Consider the following 21,029-nt stretch of genomic DNA (forward strand, 5'->3'; position numbering starts at 1 on the left):
TCCTGTTTCTACTTACAATTGATTTTAATCTAACATTACTTCTTCGATATGTAGCCCGGGGTTCATCTGCAAGCTGATTATCTCTTCTGTATCATGCAGTTTCACAATCGGCCTTGTTAAATGACTCTTGTCGATAAAAACAATTTCCCCTTTTTTATTATTCGTTAAGGAGACTGTTTTTCCGACCGCCCGTGCTGTTAAGCTCTCAATAAATTTTCGGACGATGAGCGGATCCAGCTTCGTGAACCGTTCATGTGCAATTTCATCAATGACTTTAAATATTGGCTGTTGTGCTTTATATAAACGTTCACTCGTCATTGCATGATAAGTGTCACTTACTGCAAGAATCCGAGCATATGTATTGATTTTATCCTTCATTAGTCCAAGTGGATAGCCGCTCCCGTCTATCCGTTCATGGTGTTGAAGGATTGCTATTTTTGCCGCTTTTGACAGACCTGTTATATTTTCCACCATCCGATAAGAGTACGTGGAATGGTTACGAATTTCTTGGTGCTGGCTTTCGGTGAGCGGGTCACCTTTTGAAATAATTTCAGAATCCACTCTCGTCATTCCTGCATCGCATAAATAACCAGCAAGTCCAAGTTGAATCCATTCTCCTTTACGATACCCCAATTCCTTGCCTAAAAACGCGGAAATAAGACTGATAGCGACACTATGATGGTAATTATAATCTTTTGCCGTTCCAAATTGATGCAACGTAAATATTTCCATATCGAGCTCTTCTATTCGTTCAAGTAATGGAATGATTGATCTTCTGATTTTGGACATATCGATAGGAATGCCGTTATTCCATTCTGTATAGAACCGTTTGTATTCTTCCACCGCTTGTAAATAATGAGTAGAGAAGGGAGGGAGCTCCTCCTGCTCTGAGTAAATCTCAGATTCCTTAATTTGTGGCTGTATTTTCTCTATAACTTCAACTTCTTTCGGCATATACGTTTTTCCATCCTCAAGCTTGGAAGAAACTTCAACTGAATCAATTAAAAATTTATGTAAAACGGTAATATGGTTATCCGTCAAAACAGTTTTTGCCGGCATGATCGGACGACCTGATTTTCCTAGGACATTCTGCATTAGTATACAACCTTCAATTAATTGTGACGGATGTACGCGCATGCCTTCACCTCCAACATAGAAATGGGAAAAGTGACTCAAGTCAAACGAGTTACGTTAAACATGAGTCACTTGAAAGCTTGATTATTCCTCTATATTTTCATCTGTTTCTTGGACGTCAAGTTCCTCTGCTTCTACTTCTTCGTCCAACTCTTTATCCTCTTCCACTTTGGCAACAGTTGCTACCGACTCTTCATCCTGTAGACGGATGAGTCGAACACCCATTGCACTTCTTCCAGTTTGAGAAATTTCTGCTACTGGGATACGAATCAATACACCAGCAATCGTGATCAACATCAAATCTTCTTCTCCAGAAACAGCTTTAACAGTAACAACTTCTCCTGTTTTATCCGTCACTCGACAAGTAAGTACACCTTTACCGCCTCGATTGATTCTACGGTATTCAGATTCTGGTGTTTGTTTACCATAGCCTTTCTCCGTAACATGAAGAATATTTGAACCTGGTTCAATAATTTCCATCGATACTACTTCATCGTCATCACGTAAGGAAATACCTTTCACACCTGCAGCAGTTCTTCCCATCGGACGAATTTGCTCTTCCTCAAAGCGGATGAGGGATCCTTGTTTTGTAGCTATCATCATATCTTTCGTTCCATCAGTTAAACGAACAGAAATAAGCTCGTCATCATCCCGTAAATGAACGGCAATGAGACCACCTTTACGTATGTTGGCAAACAGGGACAAGGAAGTACGCTTAGCAATTCCGTATTTCGTCGTGAAGAATAAGTAAGCATCTTCGTCGAATTCTTTCACCGCAATAAGGGCATTGATCCATTCATCATTTTCCACTTGCAGTAGATTGATGATCGGAATTCCTTTTGCCGTTCTGCTGAATTCTGGAATTTCATAGCCTTTAAGCTTATATACCTTACCTTTATTCGTAAAGAATAACAGTGTATCATGGGTCGAACAGGAACCTAAATGTTCAACGAAGTCATCTTCATTCGTACCCATCCCCTGAATACCCCGGCCACCGCGACGTTGTGTACGGTAAGTTGAAGCTGGCAAACGTTTAATATAGCCTTGGTGGGTGAGGGTGATTACAATATTCTCCTCTGGGATTAAATCTTCATCCTCGAAGAAGCCAATCCCACCTGCAACAATTTCCGTACGACGGTCGTTGCTGAAGCGCTCTTTAATTTCCGTCAACTCTTCACGGATAATCTCCAATACCTTTTCTTCATCCGCTAAGATAGCTTTTAATTCAGCAATCAGAGCCATCAATTCACTATATTCATTTTCAATTTTCTCCCGCTCCAAACCGGTCAAACGCTGGAGTCGCATATCGAGAATTGCTTGGGCTTGTTTTTCCGATAACTTAAATCGTGTCATTAATCCTTCACGAGCAATTTCCGTTGTTTTGGAATTACGGATCAAGCTGATCACTTCATCCAAGTTATCCAGTGCAATCCGCAAGCCTTCTAGAATATGGGCACGGGCTTCTGCTTTTTTCAATTCAAAAGCAGTACGTCGTTTGATTACAACTACTTGGTGATCAAGATAGTGTTCGAGACATTGTTTAATATTTAAAATCTTTGGCTGTCCATCTACAAGGGCTAGCGTATTTACACCAAAGTTCGTTTGGAGGGCTGTAAATTTATATAAATTATTTAAAATCACATTCGCATTTGCATCTCGACGGACTTCCATCACGATACGCATACCTTCACGACCGGATTCATCCCTTAAGTCGGTAATACCTTCAATTCTTTTATCACGGACAAGTTCAGCAATTTTTTCTACAAGTCTTGCTTTATTCACTTGATACGGCAACTCTTTAACAAGGATTGTCGATTTACCGTTGGCATGTTCTTCAATTTCCACTTTTGCCCGCATCGTAATGGAGCCTCTTCCAGTTTCATAGGCTTTCCGGATTCCACTCCGGCCAATGATAATTCCGGCAGTAGGGAAGTCTGGACCTGGAAGATATTCCATAATTTCCTCAATTGTAATATCTGGGTCTTTTGACAAAGCAAGTACCGCGTCAATCGTTTCCCCAAGATTATGAGGAGGAATATTCGTCGCCATTCCGACCGCAATTCCTGACGTTCCGTTTACAAGCAGGTTTGGAAAACGGGCAGGGAAGACTTCTGGCTCCCGTTCAGAACCATCATAGTTATCACGGAAATCAACCGTATCTTTATTCAGATCACGGACGAGCTCCATTGAAATTTTTGAAAGCCTTGCCTCTGTATAACGCATTGCTGCCGCTTGGTCTCCATCGACAGATCCGAAGTTTCCATGACCGTCTACAAGCATATGGCGGTAGCTGAAATCTTGCGCCATCCGTACCATCGTTTCGTAAACTGCAGTGTCACCGTGTGGGTGATACTTACCGATTACTTCCCCAACAATACGGGCAGACTTTTTATATGCTTTATCCGGATGCATTCCTAAATCATTCATCGCATGGATAATTCTGCGGTGTACCGGCTTCATGCCATCACGAACATCCGGTAAAGCCCTTGATACGATAACACTCATTGAATAATCAAGGAAAGATGTTCGCATTTCATTACTAATATTCACTTCTTGAACATTTTTACGTTCTTCGGCCATTCTGTTACCTCCTAGTCGGGAAAAAACAAAACTCCCTATACAGACGAAATGAAAAGAGGGGAATGACCCCGCTCCTCATTTACAAATAAATTAAAATTTGTTTTTCAAAACATACAATCTCATATTCAACGATATTTAGAACTAAATATCTAAGTTTTGTACGTATCTTGCATTTTCTTCAATATAGTTACGACGTGGTTCAACTTTATCTCCCATCAGCATATCAAATACTTGATCCGCTTCGATGGCATCAGTTAACTGGACTTGAAGCAATGTCCGGGTTTCCGGGTCCATCGTCGTATCCCAAAGTTGTTCCGCATCCATTTCACCAAGCCCTTTATAACGCTGAATCGCTGGCTTTGGTGTGTCCGACATATTAGAAAGAGCCTGTTGCAATTCCTCATCACTATACACATATTGCAACGATTTACCTTGTTTGATTTGGTAAAGCGGCGGTTGTGCGATATAAATATAACCATTGTCAATAAGCGGTCGCATGTAACGGAAGAAGAACGTGAGCAATAATGTACGAATATGGGCACCATCAACATCCGCATCTGTCATAATGATGATTTTATGGTAGCGCGCATTTTCTATATTAAAATCTTCACCGATTCCAGTACCAATCGCTGTAATCATCGAACGGATTTCAGCATTGGAGAGAATGCGGTCAAGCCTTGCCTTTTCAACGTTTAATATTTTACCTCGAAGCGGCAAAATTGCTTGGAAATGTCTGTCCCTTCCAGCTTTTGCAGAACCACCGGCAGAGTTACCTTCAACGATGTATAGCTCACTGATAGCAGCATCTTTAGAAGAACAATCCGCAAGCTTACCAGGAAGGTTGGAGATTTCCAACGCACCTTTTCTTCTCGTCAGTTCTCTTGCTTTTTTCGCTGCAACACGAGCACGGGATGCCATCATCCCTTTATCTACAATCGTTCTTCCGATACTTGGATTTTCCAGTAGAAATTTTTGAAAAGCTTCACTGAATATTTGATCCGTAACGGTACGGACCTCACTGTTTCCTAATTTGGTTTTCGTTTGACCCTCAAATTGCGGGTCTGGGTGTTTTACAGAAACGATTGCTGTCATACCTTCACGGACGTCATCACCCGTTAAATTATCATCATTATCTTTTAAAATATTGCTTTTACGTGCATATTCATTAACGACACGAGTCAATGCTGTACGAAAACCGACTTCATGAGTACCGCCTTCGTACGTATGGATATTGTTCGCGAAGGAATATAAATTCGAAGCAAATCCATCATTGTATTGAATCGATACTTCGACTTCAATACCTTGATTGCTTCCTTGGGCATAAAACGGCTCATGAAGCACTTCTTTATTTTGGTTAATATATTCTACGTAGGATTTAATCCCACCTTCGTAATAATAACTGATAGGTTCTCGGTCATCTCGTTTATCTTCCAACGTAATCGTCAAGCCTTTATTTAAAAATGCCAGCTCTCTAATACGCTGTTCCAATATGTCAAAATCATATACGGTAGTTTCAGTGAAAATTTCTGGATCTGGTTTGAAGTGAATTTCTGTTCCTTGGCGGTCTGTTTCACCGATCACTTGAAGTTCATCCACTACTTTTCCACGTTCAAATGCGATGTAGTGGATTTTTTCATCGAGATGCACTTTTACATCAAGTTGAGATGATAAGGCGTTAACGACCGATGCCCCAACCCCATGTAGTCCACCTGAAACTTTATATCCGCCACCACCGAATTTTCCACCGGCATGGAGGACTGTCATGATGACTTCTACCGCAGGACGACCTGTTTTCTTTTGAATACCAACAGGAATTCCCCGCCCATTATCTCTTACGGTGATACTATTGTCTTCTTCAATGATGACTTGGATATGGTCACAGTATCCAGCTAAGGCTTCGTCAATACTGTTATCGACAATTTCCCAGACAAGATGGTGAAGACCTTTTCCACTCGTTGAACCGATGTACATTCCTGGACGTTTCCGTACAGCCTCCAAGCCCTCAAGAACCTGTATTTGTTCCGCATCATAGGATTGGTTGTTTGTTACTTTTTCTTCCATATTTCTTTCACACTCATTTCTTTTATTAAAGAATCATTCTCGATAAACAAATTAGCTTTCTCTTCCATCTGTATGTCCATTCTTGTCCTGTTGCATGAAAACTACATTCACTTGAGAAACTAATTAAAGAGTATTAATATAGTCGATCAGCATACATATTTATAAAAACAATTTATATTAAACATCATAAAGATGGGAATCATATTCCGAGTAGTCGTCGATATGTTTGATTACTGATTTGATGCTCGTGCGTTTTTTCAGTGTTGCGATGGATAGGGTGCTGAAATAGGTTTCTTCTGTTGTAACGACCATGGATTTTACATATCTCCGCGGACCTTTGATATTTTCTTCTTCTTTTTCTTGGTTCACCATCTCTTGTAAAAGTCCTGAAGATGATATTAATTCATAATCGATCATAGCAACAATGGTGGAGGTTTGAATGACATTTCCATTACCAATATCAATAAACATGTAAAGACTCAACCCCCTTTGGTTTTCTCTGTGGTGACCGTTCCCTTTGTGACTCGAAAAATTTCAGCTTTGTTCAGTGTTTCATGATGTATGCCATCTACACTGGTCGTCGAAACAAAGGTCTGGACTTTTCCTTGAATCGTATTCAATAAGTGGGATTGGCGAAAATCATCCAGCTCACTTAACACGTCATCCAATAGCAATATCGGGTATTCTCCAATCTCACTTTGAATCAATTCAATTTCTGCAAGTTTCAAAGATAAAGCAGTTGTACGCTGCTGACCTTGCGAACCATAAGTTTGCACATTGATTCCATTCACGTAAAAAATCAAATCATCACGGTGGGGGCCAGCTAAACTTGTACCACGATCGATTTCCTTGTCTTGGATGCTTGCGAATTTTTCCTGAAAGCGCAGCATGATTTGTTCCGTTGTGTCCTGCTCATCCACATCAATACTCGCATCATACTTTATTTCAAGCTCTTCCAATTCTTGGCTGATTTGGTGGTGGATGGGGGCTGCCCATTTCCGTAATAATTTTAAAAAATGGAATCGTTTATGAAGAATAATGACAGCATGTTGGATCAATTGTTCGGTAAGGATTTCCAGCATGGTGACATCTGTAATTTCCCTGCGTTGTAATTGTTTCAAAAGAGAATTTCGTTGCTTTAATATTTTTTGATATTGTGCTAAATGATAAATATAGGTTGCTTGAATTTGACCAAGCTCCATATCGATAAATCGTCTACGTGTTTGGGGAGGACCTTTTACTAAAGTTAAATCCTCGGGGGCAAACATAACCACATTAAGTGCACCAATAAAATCACTTAGTCTGCGTTGTTCTAAATGATTTAATTTTGCCTTTTTCCCTTTGGATGAGATGGTCATTTCAAGTGGAACGGTTTGATTTCGTTTTTTTACTCTACCTTCTATTTTAGCATACTCTCGGTCCCATTGAATAAGTTCTTTCTCTTTTGGAGTACGATGGGATTTTGTGAAAGCTAAACAATAAATTGCTTCCATGAGGTTTGTTTTACCTTGAGCATTTTCGCCGATAATGACGTTCACCTTATCGTCAAACGTGATGTTGAGCTCGTCATAGTTTCTAAAGTTGGTCAGGATTAACTGTTCAATATGCATGCAGTTAATCCTCGGAACCAACGATATAGGCATTACCTTCTAATTCAACGGTATCTCCGGGGTAAAGTTTGCGCCCGCGGCGATGCTCAAGCTCCCCGTTAACAACAGCACCTTGCTCTTGTAGATATGCTTTTACCATTCCACCCGATTCCAGTACATTCAGAACCTTGATAAATTGACCTAATGTAATATATTCCGTCGATATTTTTACTTCTTCTTGCATGTCATCACCAGTTTTCTTAATGAAAATATTTTATTATTTTGTCTCATGACTGCTTAATAACAGTATTTACCGATAAAAACTCTATAAACCTATTTTACTAAAGTTTTTGCAATTATGAAAGGTAAGACCCTAAAAGTATCGAAAAACTTCTCTCAGGGGCTTATTTTTGTTTATTTCAGCATTCGAGATTCCATTTCCCCTTTGACCAAAAAAATAATGAGAAAGAAAAAACAAGTTTTGATGTTCTTTTTGGATGTAATCCACAGCGGAAAACTTAATTTTCATATAATCAATACAGAAAAACTCTTATCCACATGTGGACAAGAGTTTTCTTGCGTGTATCCAGGAAATTAAATTAATAAGTTCTTACAGGCAGGATTAATTGCAATATGGAATCATCTTCTTTTGGAACAAGTACGAATGGACGCATTGCTCCAGTAAAATCAATCGTAATTTCATCATACTCTATGGATTTTAATGCATCCATCATGTATTTCGAGCTGAAAGAGATTTTCAAATCTTCACCTTCAACGGATTCCACAACAATTTCTTCATGGACATTTCCAACTTCTGGTGAATTACTTGTAATTTCAACAACTGAATTTCCTTCTGTCGTTAATTTGACCACGTTATTTCTTTCTTCTCTAGCAAGTAATGAAGCACGATCGATTGTATTTAATAATTCTTTTGTATTTACAGTGATACTAGTTTTCTTTTCTTCCGGAATCAAACGAGATGTTTCCGGATAATTACCATCAAGTAAGCGTGAGAGGAAGCTTAAATGTTTGGTACGGAATAAGATTTGGTTATTCGTTACACTGATTTCAACTGTTTCTTCTGCATCATCTAAGATTTTACTCAATTCATTCAAACTTTTACCTGGGACAACAACATTATGAAACTCTACTTCAGTTGCTTCGATCGTTGTTTTGCGCATTGCCAATCTATGGCTGTCCGTTGCTGTAAAGTTAAGGACATTATTTTCCAAATGCATATTCACTCCGGTTAAAATTGGACGTGTTTCCATAGTCGATACAGCAAAGACAGTTTGTTTAATCATATTTTTAATTAATGGTATCGGCATTTCGAAACTTTGATCCGCTTCAATTCGTGGAAGGTGAGGGTACTCTTCTGCACTTTGGCCCACAAGTGTGAATTCAGCTTTTCCTGAACTGATTTGAACTTGATGATTGTCATCAACTATAAATTCCACGGTATCTTGCGGAAGTTTACGTACAATATCTGGAAAATATTTTGCTTGAAGAACGATGCTTCCAGGCTCAATATTTTCTACGTTCACATTTCCATTTTCTTCACTAGGAATAAATGATTCGATAGAAATATCAGAGTCACTTCCTGTTAATTTTATTCCATGTATACTTGCTTCAATTTTCATTCCAGAAAGAATAGGGATGACTGCTCGTGATGAGATAGCTTTCATTACATTTTGTACAGCTGCCATCAATAAATCTCGTTTGATTGTGAATTTCATAAAATATCCTCCTAATGGAAGTTCTATATATATTATTTATTATAAAAAGATAGTAATAATAGTAATAGTGCTTGTTGATATGTGGATAAGTTCCTTGATATCTTTTTCAGTATGGTTTTACACATGTTAACAATATGTTTATATGTGTAATTTGTTATGAACAGTTTACACAAGGAAAATATCACATCGATTTGATTGTTTCGATCAATTCATCAATTTCTTGACTAAATGTTGTATCATCTGCAATCATTTTTGATATTTTTTCATGAGCATGTATAACAGTTGTATGATCCCTTCCTCCAAATTCATCACCAATCTTTGGAAGAGACAAATCTGTAAGCTCCCTTGATAAGTACATTGCTATTTGTCTAGGGAAGGCAATTGATTTGGTCCGCTTTTTCGCGGCAAAATCCTGCATGCGAATATTATATTTCCGAGAAACTACTTCTTGAATTCCTTCCACTGTAATTTCCTTTGGCTTATTGCTAGGAATGATATCTTTCAAAGCCTCGGCAGCCAGGGCTGCATCAATATCTTGGTTTACTAAGGAAGAATAGGCAACAACACGAATCAACGCGCCCTCGAGTTCCCTAATATTTGTATTGATTTGATTGGCGATATAGAGCATGACTTCATTCGGAATTTCGAGACCTTCCGCTTTTGCTTTTTTATTTAATATCGCAATTCTTGTTTCAAGATCTGGCGGGGTGATATCGGTTATTAGGCCCCATTCAAATCTGGATCGCAATCTGTCTTCTAATGTCGGAATTTCCTTTGGAGGGCGATCACTAGAGATAATAATCTGTTTACTTTCCTCATGTAATGCATTAAAAGTATGGAAAAATTCTTCCTGCGTAGATTCTTTTCCGGCGATGAATTGAATATCATCTATTAATAGAACATCTATATTTCGATATTTATTGCGGAAAGCATTCGATTTATTATCCATGATTGCATTAATGAATTCGTTTGTGAATTTCTCTGAAGTTACATAAGCGACTTTGGCATCTGGGTTATGTTCTCTGACATAATGGCCGATTGCATGCATTAAATGTGTTTTCCCTAAACCAACTCCCCCGTAAATAAATAAGGGATTATACGCTTTGGCAGGCGCTTCTGCTACAGCAAGGGAAGCTGCATGAGCAAAACGGTTTCCAGCTCCGATAACAAATGTATCAAATGTATATTTTTCATTTAACATTGATTTTGGGAAGTCATTGTAAGTTCCTTGAGGTTGTATTTCCTTTGTAACTTCTTTTGTTTCCTCCAGCTCTTTGGAAGAATCAGGAATGATGAATTTCGTTTCTAGTTTTGAGCCAGTTACTTCTTCAACTACTTCATTGATGACTTTTGTATATTGGTTTTCCAACCAGTCTCTCGCAAATTCATTAGGTGCAGAAATGATTAATGTATTTTTACTTAAATCTACAGCCTTTGTATTTTTTAACCATGTATCATAACTAGGTTTACTCACTTTTTCTTCAATCTTTTCTAAAGCAGCTTGCCAAAGCTCATCAATATTTTCCAAACGGGAAGTCACTCCTTTCTAATGGGATGATTATTACACATAGTGTTGTATTGTAGGGTTATTTGTTTTCCACGCTTTATGTTTAATGAAAGACAGAAAAAAGCCTCCCTCGATCAGTCGAATGGAAAAGGCGTTTAAAGTAAATTCCATAATAGGCTGTGGATGAAATGTATGGAGTCTTTCAAGTTTAACATGATTTATAAACTCTATCCACAAATCTGTGGAAATTTTAATAAAGAAGCTGTGAATTGATATCCACAAAACTATCCACAGGCTGTGAGTAATTTTTAAACTGAATTAGTTTTCCACAAGCGAAACACTATAATAATAACAAAGATAAGCTTATGATGCAACGTGTTTATTTTAGTTATCCACATTACTATCCGTTTGTTTACAAAAAAATATTCACACCCGTTTATGATGTGAGTAAGTTGTCGATAGATGTCGAATAAGTGACAACGGTAAAAAGTGCTACTGTGAATAAGTATATGATAACTTGCTTTCAGGATTTTCTGTTATAGAACAGAGTTAAGGTGAGTTTGGATGATTGGTTATAAAATTTTCATTTCTAATAAAGTGGAGACTAAAAAACTGGGTTGACAGGAGGGTGGAGTTTTACGTATAATTATTGAGACTGTCTACTGGATAAGTTAAAAAATGATATTATATATTAGATCCCATAGGGAGGTGCAATAAATGAAAAGAACATTTCAACCAAGTAACCGTAAGCGTAAAAAAGTACATGGCTTCCGTGCACGTATGGCTACTAAAAACGGTCGTAAAGTATTAGCTCGTCGTCGTCAAAAAGGAAGAAAAGTACTATCAGCATAAGCCACTGAACAATCAGTGGTTTTTTTTCTATTCTAAATACGAAAAGCTGAAGCACGTATAGGGATGACTAAACTGGACTGCGGTGAAAGAAGATAAAGGAAACACGGTGAGTAACGAACCGATGTTGATTTACCGATTGGAGGAGCAGGAAGTTTTTAGTGTTCCTGGTCAATTGAGCTAGATAATACGAAAAGCTGAAGCGTTCGGTTAGGGACAATCAAACTGGATGTTGGTCCAGGGGGATAATGTTCCAACAAGAAAGATCCCATAGACGATAAGCAGTAAAGGTGAAAGTAATGAAAAAAGCTAATCGAATTAAAAAGAACGAAGAATTTCAATACATATTCAAGCACGGAAAATCGTTTGCAAACCGGCAGCTTGTTATTTACTATGCGGAAAAACCGGGACAAGAACATTTTCGGATTGGATTATCTGTTGGCAAAAAAATAGGTAATGCCGTAAAAAGGAATCAAATTAAACGGTATTTGCGCCAAGCTTTTCATGAGATGCAATCTGACATCAGACCGGACATTGATATAATTATTATTGCTAGACAACCGACAAAAAGTATGGGCTTTCATGAAATGAAAAAGAGCTTAAGCCATTTACTATATAAACAGCAATTGCTTGTTAAAAAATAAAACAAGTTAAATATAGAATCTTATCTGCAATTAGGATAAAATAGCTAATAGAGTTTCAAGGTTGACGCTAAGGAGGAAAAATTTTGCGTAAAAAATATGTACTGCTATTTGCGCTAATCGGTTTAGCTCTACTACTCGCTGGTTGTACGGAAATTAACGAACCGATTACCGCAGAGAGTGAAGGAATTTGGAATACAATCTTTGTTTACCCGCTTTCTTGGGTAATTACAAAAATAGCCGTGTTTTTAAATAATAGTTATGGTCTTTCAATTATCATTGTAACGGTACTTATTCGCCTTGCAATTTTACCATTAAGTGTTAAACAAATTAAAAGCTCAAGAGCGATGCAGGAAATTCAACCAAAGCTTCAAGAGCTTCAAAAGAAATATAGTTCCAAAGATGCGAATACACAACAAAAACTGCAACAGGAAACAATGGAACTTTTCCAACGTAATGGAGTTAACCCATTAGCAGGTTGTCTACCGATTTTTGTCCAAATGCCAATTTTAATTGCAATGTATCACGCGATCATGCGTACGACAGAAATTAGTAATTATCAATTCTTATGGTTCGAGCTTGGTTCGCCGGATTACATCTTACCGTTTTTAGTTGGTGGTTTTACATTCTTACAACAAAAACTGATGATGTCATTCCAAAATACATCAACACAGAACCCGCAACTTGCAATGCAGATGAATTTAATGCTTTACATGATGCCGATCATGATCGGTGTTATGACGTTCTTCTTCCCAGCAGCTCTAGGGCTATACTGGGCAACTGGTAATATCTTTATGATTTTCCAAACGTTATTGATCAATAAACCGATGATGACGAAAACCAATACTGGGGGAGACAAAAAGTGAGAGAAATAACTGCTAGCGGTTCGACAGTTGAAGAAGCTGTACAATCAGCTTTACAGCAGTTAAACACGACTGAGGACCGGGTTGATATCGAGATAATTGATGAAGGTAAAAAAGGAATTCTCGGCTTAATCGGAGCTAAACGTGCAATTGTGAGAGTGAAGAAAAAGAAGGATCCGGTTAAAGAAACGGAGAAATTCCTCCGTTCAGTTGTAAATCAAATGAATGTCGAAGTTGATATTAAAACAACCGTTGAAGAAAACCATGTGACATATGAAATGGATGGAGAGAATATTGCCATCCTCATCGGAAAACGTGGCCAAACACTCAATGCCTTACAGTATTTAGCTCATCTAGCAATAAACAAACAAAAAGGAACGTACTATACGGTGACTCTTGATGCAGAAGGTTACAGAGAACGCCGCAGAGAAACACTCGAATCTCTCGCGCATAAAATGGCAGATAAAGCTAAACGTATCAACAAAAAGGTAGCACTTGAACCTATGCCAGCTTATGAAAGAAAAATAATCCATAGTGCGTTGCAAGATGTAAGTGGCGTATCAACTTATTCTGATGGACAAGAGCCCCATCGTCATATTGTTATCAAACCTTAATAAAAAAATCACTCCTTTCTTTTTAAGGAGTGATTTTTTTATGTTTAATTAGGATTAAATATTTTGTTCAAAAGTAATGTATCTTTTAAAATCATACTATCCACATGTGGATAATCTAGTTAAAATGCAATAGAGAAAAAGCGTGTGGATAACTTTATTTTTACGGTAAAATATGTTATTCTTTTTTGTTAGTGACGTTTTAATTATAACATATGAAGAAGATATAAAAGTTGGAGGTGTAGCAATGACAACAGATACAATTACTGCGATCTCAACACCGATTGGTGAAGGTGCAATTGCAATTGTTCGTTTGAGCGGACCTGACGCAATCAGCATCACTAATGAACTATTTACAGGAAAAAACCTTCACGATGTACCATCACATACGATAAACTACGGAAAAATCATCGATCCCGAAACAAACGACATTGCAGATGAAGTAATGGTTTCTGTTATGCGGGCACCGAAGACATTTACTCGTGAAGATATCATTGAAATAAATTGTCATGGTGGCATGGTAGCAGTAAAAAGAGTGTTGGATATTATCTTGTCAAAAGGAGCACGTCTGGCAGAGCCTGGAGAATTTACAAAACGTGCTTTTCTTAATGGGAGAATAGATCTATCGCAAGCTGAAGCGGTAATGGACCTTATCCGAGCCAAAACAGATAAAGCAATGTCAGTTGCAGTGAAGCAAATGGATGGTCGATTATCTAAACTCATTACTGAATTGCGTCAAGAACTTTTGGAAACAGTAGCACATGTAGAAGTAAATATAGATTATCCGGAATATGATGACGTAGAAGAAATGAGTCATGAGATGATGCGGACAAAAACTAGAGAGGTTCACCAACGTATCGTTGAATTACTTGAAGTTGCCAAACAGGGGAAAATACTCCGTGAAGGAATCGCAACTGCAATCATCGGACGTCCAAACGTTGGTAAGTCTTCGTTGATGAATACCTTAGTGCAGGAGAATAAAGCGATTGTCACTGATATTCCAGGTACAACCCGGGATATTATCGAGGAATACGTCAATGTGCGTGGTGTGCCGCTTCGATTAGTTGATACTGCAGGAATCAGGGAAACGGAAGACCTTGTTGAGAAAATTGGTGTGGAGCGTTCACGTCAAGTCCTTAAGGAATCGGATTTAATCCTTTTTGTTTTAAATTATAATGAAGAGTTGACGGAAGAGGATAAAAAGCTCTTCGAAACGATTGAAGGTTTGGATTATATAGTCATCGTCAATAAGACGGATTTAGAACAAAAAATAAATCTTGAAGAAATAAATGAGCTTGCAGCAGGCCGTCCTGTCATTACAACATCCCTAGTGGAAGAAGAAGGGGTGGATGAATTGGAAAAAGCCATTGCAGCTACGTTTTTTGAAGGAGAAATCGATACAGGGGATTTGACTTATGTTTCAAACATTCGTCATATTCAACTGCTTAAGAAAGCGAAGCAGGCCCTTGAAGATGCAATGAATGGAATTGAACTCGGTATGCCGCTTGATATCGTGCAGATAGATGTTACGAGAACGTGGGAATTTCTAGGAGAGATAATAGGGGATACAGCGAGCGACAGCCTCATTGATCAACTGTTTTCTCAATTCTGTTTAGGAAAATAATCGTGTGTATAGCTCTAGTAAATGATTCAATTGTCAATATAGGGATTGGTTATCTCCAGTTCCTATATTGAGCATAGAAAGGGTGAAAATGATGAACTTTAACGCAGGAAACTATGATTTAATCGTTGTTGGTGCTGGGCATGCGGGAATAGAAGCGGCGGTGGCTGCTGCCAAAATGGGTGTTAAAACGCTTATGTTAACACTAAACATCGATATGTTAGCTTTTATGCCTTGTAATCCTTCTGTCGGCGGACCTGCAAAGGGTATTGTAGTCCGTGAAGTCGACGCACTTGGAGGCGTTATGGGCAAGATTATAGATAAATCAGCGATTCAAATGCGTATGTTAAATACAAGAAAAGGACCTGCTGTACAAGCATTGCGTGCACAGGCCGATAAAACTGTTTATATGAAAGAAGCAAAAAGGGTTGTAGAGAACCAAGAAAATCTTACCCTTCGTCAAGGGATGGTCAATTCCTTGATTATTGAAGATGGAGTATGTAAAGGGGTAGTCACTGAAACGAATGCGGAGTATCATGCAAAAGCAGTGATCATTACAACTGGTACATTTATGCGCGGGAAAATTTTAATGGGTCACCTAGAATACGAAAGTGGTCCAAATAACCAGCGTGTTTCTGTTGAACTGTCGAAGAACTTAGAGGAAATCGGTTTTGAACTGAAACGTTTTAAAACTGGTACACCTCCTCGAGTAAATAGCCATACAATTGATTACTCGAAAACAGAAATTCAACCAGGGGATGAAAATCCACGTTATTTCTCTTATGAAACGACAGAAGAACTCGTTGAACAGCTTCCATGCTGGTTGACGTATACGAATGATAGAACACACGGTATCATTAATAATAATTTAACATTATCTTCAATGTATTCAGGTGCGAAGCGAGGAACCGGTGCTCGTTATTGTCCATCGATTGAAGATAAAATTGTTCGATTTGATGATAAACCACGTCACCAAATCTTCTTAGAGCCAGAAGGAAGAGATACGGAAGAGGTATATGTTCAAGGTTTATCTACATCTTTACCGGAAAATATCCAATATGAAATGATTAAAACGATACCAGGCTTGGAAAATGCTGAAATCATGCGTCCAGGTTATGCGATTGAGTACGATGTAGTCACTCCAACACAACTTTGGCCGACTTTAGAGACGAAGAAAATCTCAGGTCTTTACACTGCTGGACAAATCAATGGAACTTCGGGTTATGAAGAGGCAGCAGCTCAAGGAATTATGGCAGGAATTAATGCTGCAGCGAAAATACTGGGCAAGGAACCGATTATTTTGGATCGCTCACAAGGCTATATCGGTGTTCTTATTGATGACCTCGTGACAAAGGGGACCAATGAGCCATACCGTTTATTAACTTCCCGTGCGGAGTATCGTCTACTTCTCCGTCATGATAATGCAGACATGAGATTGACAGAAGTCGGCTATAAAGCAGGCCTCATTTCTGAAGAGCGGTATACGAAATTGGTGGAAAAAATCCGTCTCGTAGAAGAAGAGAAAAAACGTCTTGAAAAAATTATCATCAAACCTGATCAAGTAAACCACTTATTGGAGGAAATTAATTCGACTCCATTAAAAGAAGCGATTAAAGCTTATGATTTATTAAAACGACCGGAAATCGATTATGATTTCATTGATCAAGTGATTGAAACAAATGAAGCGCTAGATAAAGAGGCCCGTGAACAAGTTTATATCCAAGTTAAATATCAAGGTTACATTAAAAAAGCGAATGAACAAGTAGAGCGAATGATTAAAATGGAAGATAAGAAAGTCCCTGAGGATATTGATTATGATCAAATCAATGGTTTAGCTTCTGAGGCAAAAGAAAAGTTGAAGAAGATTCGTCCGTTATCCGTTGGGCAGGCATCCAGAATCTCAGGAGTAAATCCAGCAGATATCTCTATCCTGCTTGTTTATATTGAACAAGGCAATATTGCAAGAGTTGCTAACTAAATGATTTGAACATGTGTTAAAGGAGCCTATTTATATGAATCCAGAACAGTTTCGACTCGCTCTAAAGGAAAAGGGGTTCGAGTTGACGGATGTACAAATGAACCAATTTGACACTTATTATAAGACTTTGGTGGAATGGAATGAAAAAGTGAATCTTACTGCAATCACAGAAGAGAACGAAGTATACTTAAAACATTTCTATGATTCCATCACACCAGCTTTTCACCAAGATCTTACAGGTGAACTAATGGTTTGTGATGTAGGTGCAGGAGCAGGTTTTCCAAGTATTCCTTTAAAAATTGTATTTCCAAACTTGAAAGTTACCATCGTAGACTCCTTACAAAAGCGGATTGTATTCTTGAATCACCTTGCAACAGCTTTAGGTTTGGATGGCGTATCCTTTTATCATGATAGAGCAGAAACCTTTGGAAAAAACGCCAACTTCCGAGAATCATTTGATATCGTTACAGCACGTGCTGTAGCAAGAATGTCAGTCTTAAGTGAGTTATGTCTGCCTTTAGTAAAGAAAGACGGTATGTTTATAGCTCTGAAAGGTGCTCAAGCAGCAGAGGAGTTAGAGAAAGCTAAAGACGCCATTGAATTATTCGGTGGTGAGATAACAGGGGAAGAAACTTTTACACTTCCACAAGAAGATAGTGAACGTACAATCTATTGGATTAGAAAACGCAGAAAGACACCTAAAAAATATCCACGAAAACCAGGTGTCCCGAACAAAAATCCTATTGAATAATGTTATAGCCCGCTATTATCGATGTAGCGGGCAATTTTTTTTGTTGCGGTCTATAAGAGTTTTAAAAGTAATGAGGAACAAGGATTTTATAAATTGCTTGTTTGTCTTTTTAGAAATATAATAAGGATAAATTATTTTTCATTGCACGACCTGAAATATCTGGGTAATTAGCTACTTTTATTATGTAAATATGGTAGAATATTATAAGATAGAGAGAGAATAGAGACTCATAGAGAGAGAAAACTTAAAATGTTCCACGTGAAACATTTTTTATTATGAAGCTAGAAATGCGTAAAAGTTACTAAGGTGGTGTCAACTAGTGGTGAGTCCTTTTAATCGGTTTTTTGGAATAGGGGATAAGTCGAATTCAGAGGCTGAGGAGCCAGAATACCATCCAAATGAAGTTGTTGAAATAGAAGTAAGTAAAATTGAGCCGAATCGATTTCAACCAAGAACCATATTCGATGATGAGAAAATCGAAGAGTTAGCGCAAACCATTCATACCCATGGGATGATTCAGCCTATTATCGTTCGTAAACTGGAAGACGATCGTTACGAGTTGATAGCAGGTGAACGGAGATGGCGCGCTGTAACATCATTGGAGTGGGAACATGTTCCAGCTATTATTCGAGAGATGAACGATAAAGAAACTGCTTCTGTCGCTTTGATAGAAAATCTTCAAAGAGAAGAATTGACCGTCATTGAAGAAGCGAAAGCATATGCCCGCTTACTTGAATTACATTCCTTGACTCAAGAGGCATTAGCGCAACGTTTAGGTAAAAACCAATCAACGATTGCCAATAAATTGAGGTTGTTAAAGCTACCAGAGCCTGTGCAAGAGGCTTTGCTACAAAAGATTATTACGGAACGACATGCAAGAGCACTAATTAAGTTAAAAGATGAAATGAAGCAACTGGAGATTCTTCAACTTATTATAGATCAAGATCTGAACGTTAAACAAACTGAAGAAAAAATTGCTTCACTCGATGCGAAAAATGAAACTCCAAAGAAAAAAAGAGCACAGTTAAAAGGAATCAATAAGGATATTCGTATTGCAATGAACACTATCCGTCAATCTCTATCCATGGTTTCTGATACTGGTGTCAAGGTAGAATCTGACGAAAAAGAGCTCGATGATTACTATCAAATCACTATTAAAATACCAAAAAATAATAAATAAATACGTTCTTATCATTATGTTTATCATTTTATTATGCCCATCTTTGCTATAAGAGATGGGTATTTTTCACAATGGTTTTTTAATGGATACGTTTGGATGTAGTTAGTATTCAATTATTTTTGTTATTACTAGTAAGTTCGAATCAATTTAATATAGATTACAAATTTCATAGTCTATCACATGAAATTAATGATAAAATAAAAAGTATAATTGTTAGGTAGGTGTCAACATGGGAAAAGTAATGTCCATCGCAAATCAAAAAGGTGGCGTCGGAAAAACTACATCTTCAGTTAATTTAAGCGCGGGACTAGCTTCATTAGGGAATAAGGTCCTTCTTATCGATACAGATCCTCAAGGTAACGCAACAAGTGGTTTAGGTATAAATAAAGCGGATGTAACTTATTGTATTTATAATATGCTTGTTGAAGAGGTAGAAGCAGAAGATGTTGTAGTTTCCACTGATACAGTCAACTTAGATATAATACCTGCAACCATTCAATTAGCTGGTGCGGAAATTGAACTTGTGCAAATAATGTCCAGAGAAATGCGGCTGCGCAAGGCATTAGAAAATCTTCAGGATGAGTATGATTATATTATCATCGATTGTCCACCATCATTAGGTCTTCTTACACTTAACGCTTTAACCGCCTCAGATTCCGTCATTATTCCAGTGCAATGTGAGTATTACGCTTTAGAAGGTCTAAGTCAGCTTTTAAACACTATTCGACTTGTTCAAAAGCACCTGAATAAGCAACTCATGATTGAAGGAGTATTATTGACGATGCTTGATGCAAGAACGAATCTAGGGATTGAGGTAGTGGAAGAAGTGAAGAAGTACTTCCAAGATAAAGTTTATAAATCAATTATTCCACGTAATATTAGGTTAAGTGAAGCACCAAGTCATGGACAACCTATTATTAATTACGATCCAAAGTCTAAGGGAGCAGAAGTGTATCTTGAATTAGCAAAGGAAGTGATGCAGAGTGGCGAAAGGGTTGGGTAGAGGTCTCGAAGTTTACTTTCCTGATATGGGTGAACAAGAGGAACAAGCTATTGAAGAAATTTCTATTGATGAGCTTAGACCAAATCCATATCAACCAAGAAAGACATTTCATGCGGATGCTATTGAAGAATTAAAAGATAGTATATTAGAATACGGTATTATACAGCCGTTAGTTGCACGGAAAAGTATCAAAGGCTATGAAATTGTAGTGGGGGAGAGAAGATTCCGCGCTGCAAAAGAAGCTGGATTAAGAAGCGTCCCCGTTGTCGTACAAGAACTTTCTGATGAACGGATGATGGAGCTGGCTTTACTGGAGAATCTGCAACGTGAAGACCTCACTCCAATTGAAGAGGCTCAAGCATATCGTAATTTAATGGACGAATTAAAGATTACTCAAGAGGAATTGTCTAAGCGATTAGGTAAAAGCAGGTCACATATCGCTAATACTGTTCGCTTACTTTCTTTACCTGATCAAGTGGTAGCTTATATAAACAACGGTGAACTCACCATGGGGCATGGGAAAGCACTTATTGGGTTGAAGGATAAAGAAAATATAATTCCACTCGTGAACAAAATTAGAAAAGAAAAGTTAAACGTAAGACAGGTAGAAAGTCTTGTAATGCAATTAAATGATAAAAAACCTAAGCAAAAGGAACAAACGAAAAAAGATATCTTTATTCAAGAACGAGAAGCGATACTTCGAGATCGACTAGGGACTGCAGTTTCAATTAAACGTGGTAAGAAAAAGGGGAAAATTGAAATTGAGTTTTATAATGATGATGACCTGCAACGTCTCATTGAATTTCTTGATAAATAATAGGAAGGACTAACATTGAAATGTTAGTCCTTCCTTGTACATTTACTAAATGTTCCACGTGAAACATTTCAAAAAAGTTCCATGTGGAACAATATAACAATTACATAT

General features: G+C 37.8%; 18 protein-coding genes. 10 read left to right on the forward strand and 8 right to left on the reverse strand.

What is annotated here, in order from left to right:
• Nucleotides 1–24 precede the first annotated feature (24 nt).
• The 8 genes from M3210_RS07515 to dnaA form a co-directional block, all read right to left on the reverse strand.
• The gene (locus M3210_RS07515) at nucleotides 25–1,137 is read right to left on the reverse strand and encodes an HD-GYP domain-containing protein (protein WP_251512892.1); all 1,113 of its coding nucleotides are present in this window, start codon (nucleotides 1,135–1,137) and stop codon (nucleotides 25–27) included.
• Nucleotides 1,138–1,218: 81 nt separating this feature from the next.
• Nucleotides 1,219–3,714, reverse strand: coding sequence for a DNA gyrase subunit A (gyrA, locus tag M3210_RS07520; RefSeq protein WP_251512893.1), 2,496 nt, complete (start codon nucleotides 3,712–3,714; stop codon nucleotides 1,219–1,221).
• A gap of 141 nt (nucleotides 3,715–3,855) precedes the next feature.
• Nucleotides 3,856–5,775 (reverse strand): DNA topoisomerase (ATP-hydrolyzing) subunit B, encoded by a 1,920-nt coding sequence (gene gyrB / locus M3210_RS07525; RefSeq protein ID WP_251512894.1) that lies wholly within the window; start codon nucleotides 5,773–5,775, stop codon nucleotides 3,856–3,858.
• 177 nt (nucleotides 5,776–5,952) lie between these two features.
• Nucleotides 5,953–6,246, reverse strand: coding sequence for an extracellular matrix regulator RemB (gene remB / locus M3210_RS07530; RefSeq protein ID WP_251512895.1), 294 nt, complete (start codon nucleotides 6,244–6,246; stop codon nucleotides 5,953–5,955).
• Nucleotides 6,247–6,254: 8 nt separating this feature from the next.
• Nucleotides 6,255–7,385 (reverse strand): DNA replication/repair protein RecF, encoded by a 1,131-nt coding sequence (recF, locus tag M3210_RS07535; protein WP_251512896.1) that lies wholly within the window; start codon nucleotides 7,383–7,385, stop codon nucleotides 6,255–6,257.
• 4 nt (nucleotides 7,386–7,389) lie between these two features.
• On the reverse strand, nucleotides 7,390–7,608 hold the full coding sequence (yaaA, locus tag M3210_RS07540) for a S4 domain-containing protein YaaA (RefSeq protein ID WP_251512897.1): 219 nt from the start codon (nucleotides 7,606–7,608) through the stop codon (nucleotides 7,390–7,392).
• Nucleotides 7,609–7,963: 355 nt separating this feature from the next.
• Nucleotides 7,964–9,100: a DNA polymerase III subunit beta gene (gene dnaN / locus M3210_RS07545; protein WP_251512898.1), complete on the reverse strand. Its 1,137-nt coding sequence runs from the start codon at nucleotides 9,098–9,100 to the stop codon at nucleotides 7,964–7,966.
• Between the two features lie 181 nt (nucleotides 9,101–9,281).
• Entirely contained in the window at nucleotides 9,282–10,628 is a 1,347-nt protein-coding gene (gene dnaA / locus M3210_RS07550; protein WP_251512899.1) for a chromosomal replication initiator protein DnaA, read from the reverse strand.
• A gap of 696 nt (nucleotides 10,629–11,324) precedes the next feature.
• Between dnaA and rpmH the strand changes: the two genes are divergently transcribed.
• From rpmH to M3210_RS07600, 10 genes are all read left to right on the forward strand, one after another.
• Entirely contained in the window at nucleotides 11,325–11,459 is a 135-nt protein-coding gene (rpmH, locus tag M3210_RS07555) for a 50S ribosomal protein L34 (RefSeq protein WP_251512900.1), read from the forward strand.
• Nucleotides 11,460–11,755: 296 nt separating this feature from the next.
• Nucleotides 11,756–12,100: a ribonuclease P protein component gene (gene rnpA, locus M3210_RS07560; protein ID WP_251512901.1), complete on the forward strand. Its 345-nt coding sequence runs from the start codon at nucleotides 11,756–11,758 to the stop codon at nucleotides 12,098–12,100.
• Between the two features lie 83 nt (nucleotides 12,101–12,183).
• Nucleotides 12,184–12,963, forward strand: coding sequence for a membrane protein insertase YidC (gene yidC, locus M3210_RS07565; RefSeq protein ID WP_251512902.1), 780 nt, complete (start codon nucleotides 12,184–12,186; stop codon nucleotides 12,961–12,963).
• Nucleotides 12,960–13,574 (forward strand): RNA-binding cell elongation regulator Jag/EloR, encoded by a 615-nt coding sequence (jag, locus tag M3210_RS07570; RefSeq protein WP_251512903.1) that lies wholly within the window; start codon nucleotides 12,960–12,962, stop codon nucleotides 13,572–13,574. Before yidC ends, jag begins: the two co-directional genes overlap by 4 nt.
• A 244-nt stretch (nucleotides 13,575–13,818) precedes the next feature.
• Nucleotides 13,819–15,195, forward strand: coding sequence for a tRNA uridine-5-carboxymethylaminomethyl(34) synthesis GTPase MnmE (gene mnmE / locus M3210_RS07575; RefSeq protein WP_251512904.1), 1,377 nt, complete (start codon nucleotides 13,819–13,821; stop codon nucleotides 15,193–15,195).
• 91 nt (nucleotides 15,196–15,286) lie between these two features.
• Nucleotides 15,287–17,170, forward strand: a complete 1,884-nt coding sequence (mnmG, locus tag M3210_RS07580; RefSeq protein WP_251512905.1) for a tRNA uridine-5-carboxymethylaminomethyl(34) synthesis enzyme MnmG — start codon at nucleotides 15,287–15,289, stop codon at nucleotides 17,168–17,170.
• 34 nt (nucleotides 17,171–17,204) lie between these two features.
• Nucleotides 17,205–17,921, forward strand: a complete 717-nt coding sequence (gene rsmG / locus M3210_RS07585; protein WP_251512906.1) for a 16S rRNA (guanine(527)-N(7))-methyltransferase RsmG — start codon at nucleotides 17,205–17,207, stop codon at nucleotides 17,919–17,921.
• 319 nt (nucleotides 17,922–18,240) lie between these two features.
• Entirely contained in the window at nucleotides 18,241–19,101 is an 861-nt protein-coding gene (gene noc, locus M3210_RS07590; protein ID WP_251512907.1) for a nucleoid occlusion protein, read from the forward strand.
• A gap of 229 nt (nucleotides 19,102–19,330) precedes the next feature.
• The gene (locus M3210_RS07595) at nucleotides 19,331–20,104 is read left to right on the forward strand and encodes a ParA family protein (RefSeq protein WP_251512908.1); all 774 of its coding nucleotides are present in this window, start codon (nucleotides 19,331–19,333) and stop codon (nucleotides 20,102–20,104) included.
• Nucleotides 20,085–20,921 carry a ParB/RepB/Spo0J family partition protein gene (locus tag M3210_RS07600; RefSeq protein ID WP_251512909.1) on the forward strand — a complete coding sequence of 279 codons (837 nt, stop codon included), beginning with the start codon at nucleotides 20,085–20,087 and terminating at the stop codon, nucleotides 20,919–20,921. The genes M3210_RS07595 and M3210_RS07600 overlap by 20 nt, the downstream gene beginning before the upstream one ends.
• The last annotated feature ends 108 nt before the right edge of the window (nucleotides 20,922–21,029 follow it).

Source organism: Oceanobacillus luteolus, from assembly GCF_023715655.1.
GTDB classification, from domain to species: domain Bacteria; phylum Bacillota; class Bacilli; order Bacillales; family Amphibacillaceae; genus Oceanobacillus; species Oceanobacillus luteolus.